Source organism: Streptomyces sp. NPDC047022 (assembly GCF_040644155.1).
GTDB lineage: Bacteria > Actinomycetota > Actinomycetes > Streptomycetales > Streptomycetaceae > Streptomyces.
In genome coordinates this window covers 1-5,544 of sequence record NZ_JBEYVV010000073.1, presented here as the reverse complement: position 1 = coordinate 5,544, position 5,544 = coordinate 1, and the positions used below count along the sequence as shown (strand labels likewise).

The 5,544-nt window shown below is 70.6% G+C and carries 6 protein-coding genes and 1 pseudogene; 3 read left to right on the top strand and 4 right to left on the bottom strand.

Translation table 11 applies throughout. The features are described from left to right. From ABZ845_RS31650 to sigJ, 3 genes and pseudogenes are all read right to left on the bottom strand, one after another. Positions 1–200, bottom strand: a pseudogene (locus tag ABZ845_RS31650) (IS630 family transposase); the annotation flags it as partial. A 50-nt stretch (positions 201–250) separates the two neighbouring features. Beyond that, positions 251–628: a helix-turn-helix domain-containing protein gene (locus tag ABZ845_RS31645; RefSeq protein WP_360986899.1), complete on the bottom strand. Its 378-nt coding sequence runs from the start codon at positions 626–628 to the stop codon at positions 251–253. 165 nt (positions 629–793) lie between these two features. Then, positions 794–1,738, bottom strand: coding sequence for an RNA polymerase sigma factor SigJ (sigJ, locus tag ABZ845_RS31640; protein WP_360986896.1), 945 nt, complete (start codon positions 1,736–1,738; stop codon positions 794–796). A 199-nt stretch (positions 1,739–1,937) separates the two neighbouring features. Between sigJ and ABZ845_RS31635 the strand changes: the two genes are divergently transcribed. Both ABZ845_RS31635 and ABZ845_RS31630 read left to right on the top strand, forming a co-directional pair. Beyond that, a complete protein-coding gene (locus ABZ845_RS31635; RefSeq protein WP_360986893.1) occupies positions 1,938–2,333 on the top strand; it encodes a hypothetical protein in 396 nt (131 codons plus the stop codon). 341 nt (positions 2,334–2,674) lie between these two features. Then, complete coding sequence (locus tag ABZ845_RS31630) at positions 2,675–3,208, top strand: MFS transporter (RefSeq protein ID WP_360986905.1); 534 nt, start codon at positions 2,675–2,677, stop codon at positions 3,206–3,208. Here ABZ845_RS31630 and ABZ845_RS31625 read toward each other — a convergent pair. Then, the gene (locus tag ABZ845_RS31625; protein WP_360986890.1) at positions 3,183–3,767 is read right to left on the bottom strand and encodes a TetR/AcrR family transcriptional regulator; all 585 of its coding nucleotides are present in this window, start codon (positions 3,765–3,767) and stop codon (positions 3,183–3,185) included. The genes ABZ845_RS31630 and ABZ845_RS31625 overlap by 26 nt on opposite strands. A gap of 131 nt (positions 3,768–3,898) precedes the next feature. On the opposite strand from ABZ845_RS31625, the gene ABZ845_RS31620 reads away from it, so the two are divergent. After that, the gene (locus ABZ845_RS31620; RefSeq protein WP_360986902.1) at positions 3,899–5,422 is read left to right on the top strand and encodes an MFS transporter; all 1,524 of its coding nucleotides are present in this window, start codon (positions 3,899–3,901) and stop codon (positions 5,420–5,422) included. The last annotated feature ends 122 nt before the right edge of the window (positions 5,423–5,544 follow it).

The following is a 5,544-nucleotide window of genomic DNA, read 5'->3' as shown; positions in this document are numbered from 1 at the left end:
CCGCGCAGGGGTTCGACCCACACGAAGATGGAGCATGTGCCGCAGCGGATGTACTCGCTGTCCTGGCGGGCGTCGTGACCGGGTCGGGCCGGGAGTGGGCTGCGGGCATGGTCGAGGAGCTGGTAGGGCTTCTCGTCCATGCACACCACCGGACGTGCCGGGTCGTAGGGCCGGGCATAGACGGCCAGCACGTCTTCCAACCGGGCCGCGAACTCCGCGTTCGCCCGGGGTGGGATGGCCCAGCACTTTCTCAGGTGAGGGCGCAGTTCCGTTTTTTTAGGACTCGCCCGATGGTGGAGTGGTCCAGATCGGGGATGTCCTCGGCCAGCGCGACGTGCTTCTCCAGCAGCCGCAGCGACCACCGGGTATGGCCCTGGGGCGGCTGGGAGCACGCCATCGCGATCAGCCGGGCTTCGACCTCGCCGGTCACCGGCGAGGGCACCGGTGGCAGGTCGCGCTTCTTCCGCGCGATCGTTGCGTGAACATCGCCGCCGGTCTCGGCGAAACGCTTGGCGACCAGCCGTAACGTCTCACCGGAGACGCCGAGCCGGGCCGCGATCACCGCCTTGGAATCCACGTGACCCACCGAGGCGTCCAGTGCAAGCAGTACCCGCGCACGCATGATCATCGAGGCCCCACGAACACCCGTCCTAGTCACCCGGACCAACTCCTCACGATCCTGCGGTGACAACAGGACCGGCCGCTTCTTCTGTGAACCCATGACGACAGTCCTGTCCGGCAAATGGCAACGATGAACCCACCAGACACGCCACAAATAAGCAGCGACAACCTGCTAGCGATCCATCCAGGAACGGAGTTTCTCCGGATTGCGGATCACCCAGATGCGGGCGACGCGGTCGCCGGTGAGTTCGAAGGCCGCCACGGTCACGGTGACGCCGGAGCGCTGGGCGACCAGGCCGGGCTGACCGTTGACCGTCCGCTCCAGGAGCGTCAGCCCGGGCGCGATGTCGGCGATGCGCAGGATGTACGCGGCGATCCGCTCGCTGCCCTCGACCGGGGGAACAACGGTGCTGACCAGTCCGCCTCCGTCGGCGGTCAGCGTGGCGCCGGGGTCGAGCAGTCCTACGAGTGCCTCGATGTCCCTGGCCTCCCACGCCTCCTTGAAACTCCTCACCAGACCGGCCCGCCCGGCCACCGGAACCGCCGAAGCCTCCGGAGCGGACGCGGCACGCACACGCCGACGGGCCGATGACGCCAGTTGGCGGCAGGCCGCCGGCGTCCGGCCGAGGATCACGGCGATCTCGGCGAAGGAGTACCGGAAGACGTCGTGCAGGATGAACGCGACGCGTTCGGCCGGGGTCATCGACTCGAGGAGGACGAGGAAGGCCATGTCGACCGACTCGTCCAGGGTGACCCGGTCGGCGGGGTCGGCCGTGCCACCGCTCTCCCGTCCGCTGATCCACTCCGTACGGTCGGGCAGCGGCTCGGGTATCCACTCACCGACGTACCGTTCGCGCCGGGCCCGCGCCGAGCCGAGCAGGTCGAGGCAGATACGGCCGGCCACCGTCGTCAGCCAGGCGCCGGGCGACTCGACGGCCTCCCGCCGGGCCCGAGGCATCGCGTACCAGCGGGCGTACGTCTCCTGCACGGCGTCCTCGGCCTCGGTCAGCGAACCGAGCAGACGGTAGGCGAGATCGGTCAGATGGCGCCGCTCGCCGACGATCGCGCTCAGGCGCTCCTCGGGCCGGTCATGCCCTGGTTCGGGTGTGGTTCTCATGGCTACGACGTCCCCCGGTCCCCTCGTCCGCGTGCCTCCGCGTGCCTCGGTGTCCGTGCGCATCCGCTCCCGCCGCTTCCGCGAAACCCCGCACCGGACGGTGGGGCCGGGCGCTTCGCCTCACATTCCAGGGGTCTGCGTCGTCGGACTACCGAGACAGTACAGATCCTCGCCGCCCGGCAGAGAAGGGGACCGCTCCATGGCCACCGCACACACCACGACCGCACCACGCACGTTCACGTTCCTGCAGGTCTCGGTCGCCCTGCAGACCCTGTGCATCTTCTTCCAGGCGGCCAGCGCCGGGCTGGTGCTGTCCACCCGTCACGGCGAGATGCTGCACAGCGTCGGAGCGCGCGTGATCTACGCCGCGACGATGCTGTACGTGCTCGCCGCGGTCCTGGCATGGCGGCCGGGCGGCGGCTCACCACGCCACATCCTGCACTCGGCCGGATTTCTCGTACTCGCTTCCGCGCAGGTGGTGCTGGGCATCGCGCACGTCGCATGGCTCCATGTCCCACTGGGGGTCCTGATGTTCGGCCTGAGCGTGCTGGCGCTGGGCCAGATGCTGACCGCCCGGCTGCCGAAGCGGTCCTAATGACCGGTCAGCAGGTCCCCCCACCGTGGCGATCCCTTCGTTGATCGCACGCTCGGTCACATTGCCGAATCCCAGGACCAGCCGAGCCGGTTCCGTGGCACCCGAGGAGCCCAAGCTGCTCATGCCGTAGAGGCCCACGGAGCGGGACCGCGCAGCGGCGATCACGGCCCGCTCGTCGGCGCCCTCGGGCAGGTGGGCCACTGCGTGGAAACCGGCGGCCGGACCGGTGAGGCGTACGGCGAGGGCGTGCCGGGCGAGGGCGTGCCGGGCGAGGGCGGCCCGCAGGGCCTCGCGGCGAGCCGTGTGGAGGACGCGCGTACGGCGACCTCCGCCGCCCGGCTCTGGCCTTCGCCGCCACCGCGCTTGCCACCGGCATCCTGGTCACCTTCCTGCCGCCGGCGGTGCCTTCGGGGTCCGCCGCAGCGGCCACGGTGGCGCTGCTGGTGCAGCCCGCGGCCTCGACGGCGGCCAGGTGGGTGGCGGGCCGGTACGGCGACCGGCACGGTTCGGCCCGGCTGGTGGTGCCCGGACTGCTGCTGTCGGCCGCCGGGGTGCTCACCCTGGTCCTGACCGCGAGTCAGGTCGCCGTCGTAGCGGGGGCGGCGGTGTTCGGGGCCGGTCTCGGGATCACCCAGAACGCCACGCTCTCCCTCGTGCACGCCCGGGCCGACCGCCCTTCCTACGGCGCGATCACGGCGCTGTGGAACCTTGCCTACGACGCCGGAATAGGCACGGGTGCGGGGGCCTTCGGCCTGGTCGCGGGGTATACGGGCTACCCGTGGGCCTTCGCGCTTACGGCCGCCGCGATGCTGCTCGCCCTGGGCCCGGCGCTGCGGGACGCGGGACGCGTCACGTCCGGTCGGCGGCCTCGATGAACCGGCGCACTCCCTCGGTGAGCTGGTCGGCGTCCGGGGCGGTCTTCGGGTCGAAGGTCCACAGGGTGATGAGGCCCGTCATCAGGACCGTGTAGAAGCTGCCGAGGGTGTCCACGACGTCGTCCGGGACGTCCTCCTCGCGCCCGCCCGTCATCAGCGCGACGAAGCCGCGCGATCCTTCCCGCTGAGCCTGAGCCAGATGGTCGCGCACCTCGGGCAGCTGGTCTCCCATGACCGCGATCTCGGCGCTGAGCCGCCACAGCGAACCGGGTTCCCGCATGGTGGCGATGATGTTCGACCACACTTCCCGGAACCGTTCGAGCGAGCCCGGCGCAGCGCTGAAACCGGCGTTCGCGTCGCCGGCGAACGCGTCGGACATCTCCTCGACGAGTGCCACATAGGCCTGGGCGAGCAGCGCGTCCTTCGAGCCGTAGTGGTAGCCGATGGACGCCAGGTTGGTCCCCGACTCCTTGACGATGTCGCGCGCGGTCGTGCGCGCGAACCCCTTCTCCAGCAGGCAGCGCTTGGCGCCCTCGAGCAGATCCTCACGGTGTCCCATGCCGTCACCCTACCTCGATTCAGACAACCGTCCCATACAAGTGATTTAAACGCCCGTACTAGACAAGCGTTTAAGACGCCCGTACAGTCATCGGCATGACGAACTCGACGAGCACGAGCACGAGTACAGGTATGGGCGGCCCCCTCGGCGCACCCGGCGGCGCCCCCGCGCGGGCCGGCCGCCGCGAATGGACCGCCCTGGGCGTTCTGATGCTTCCGCTGCTGCTGGTCTCGATGGATGTGTCGGTCCTCTACTTCGCGATCCCGGAGATCAGCGCGGACCTGAGGCCGAGCAGCACGCAGCAGCTGTGGATCTTCGACATCTACGCCTTCGTCCTCGCCGGGCTGCTGATGACGATGGGTTCGCTGGCCGACCGCACAGGCCGCCGAAAGCTGCTGCTGTTCGGGGCCGCGGCCTTCGGGACCGCCTCCCTGGTCGCGGCCTACGCCGACAGCCCCGAGACCCTGATAGCGGCCCGCGCGGTCCTCGGTATCGGCGGCGCGACCCTGATGCCGTCGACGATGGCGCTGGTCCGCTCGATGTTCAGGGACCCGGGGCAGCGGGCCAAGGCCGTCGGTCTGTGGTCGGGCGTCATGACGGGCGGCATCGCGCTCGGCTCGGTGATGAGCGGACTCCTCGTCCAGTACTTCTGGTGGGGCTCGGTGTTCCTCGTCAACCTGCCCGCGATGGCTCTGCTCCTGGTCCTCGGCCCGTTCCTGCTGCCCGAGTCGAAGAACCCCGCGCCCGGCCGTTTCGACCTGCTGAGCGTGCCGCTGTCGATGGCCGCGGTCCTGCCGGTGATCTACGGCCTGAAGGAGATCCCGGCCGAGGGCTGGCACACCCAGTACGTGGTGTCGGTGGCGGTCGGGCTGGTGTTCGCCGTGCTGTTCGTGCTCCGGCAGCGCACGGCGGCCTCCCCGCTCATCTCAGCGGCCCTGTTCCGGGGCCACGGCTTCGCCCCCGCGCTCACCTTGAACCTGGTGTCGTCCTTCGCCGTGATGGGTTCGGCCTACTTCACCACGCAGTACCTTCAGGCGGTGCTCGGCAAGAGCGCGCTGGAGGCCGCCCTGTGGTCCCTGCTTCCCTCGGTGCTCATCGGTGTCGCGGCGCCGGTCACGACGCAGATGGTCCAGAAGGGCGTCGACCGGGCGTATGTCGTCGCGGGCGGATTCGTGGTCGCGGCCTGCGGCTTCGGGATGCTGGCGCTCGCCGGTACCCACTCGCTGTGGCTGGTGCTGGCCGGGGCGGGCGTGCTGGCAGGCGGAATCGTCACCGTGATGGCGCAGATGACGGACCTGGCGATGGGTGCCGCGCCGGTGGAGAAGGCCGGTGTCGCGTCCTCCCTGATGGAGACGAGCGCGGAGTTCGGCGGCGCCCTCGGCATGGCGGTCCTCGGCTCGATCGGTACGGCCGTCTACCGGCACGGCATCCCGGCGTCGGCCCCCTCCCCTGTGCACGAGACGCTGGGCGGCGCCATCGCGGTGGCGCAGAAGCTGCCGGGCCGGACGGGAGCGGAGCTGCTGGAGGTGGCACGCGAGGCGTTCACCGACGGAATGCAGGCGGCGGCGGTCACCGGAGCGGTCCTGCTGCTGGGCGCGGCGGTCCTGGCCGCGGTATCGCTGCGGGGCATCCGGGTGCGGGAGACCCAGGAGTAGGGCGCGGCAGCATGCGGCGGGGCCCGGCCACCTGAGTGGCCGGGCCCACGTCGAGCACGGGTGGAAGGCGTGCGGCCTTCTGCTGGTGGGCCTCGGGCTGCTCGCGGCGTCCGTCCTCGTGC

What these genes read in the sequence shown, in the direction of transcription:
- ABZ845_RS31620 (WP_360986902.1), top strand. Translation starts at nt 3,899, where the DNA reads ATGGGCGGCCCCCTCGGCGCACCCGGCGGCGCCCCCGCGCGGGCCGGC.
- sigJ (WP_360986896.1), bottom strand. Translation starts at nt 1,738, where the DNA reads ATGAGAACCACACCCGAACCAGGGCATGACCGGCCCGAGGAGCGCCTG.
- ABZ845_RS31625 (WP_360986890.1), bottom strand. Translation starts at nt 3,767, where the DNA reads ATGGGACACCGTGAGGATCTGCTCGAGGGCGCCAAGCGCTGCCTGCTG.
- ABZ845_RS31635 (WP_360986893.1), top strand. Translation starts at nt 1,938, where the DNA reads ATGGCCACCGCACACACCACGACCGCACCACGCACGTTCACGTTCCTG.
- ABZ845_RS31645 (WP_360986899.1), bottom strand. Translation starts at nt 628, where the DNA reads ATGATCATGCGTGCGCGGGTACTGCTTGCACTGGACGCCTCGGTGGGT.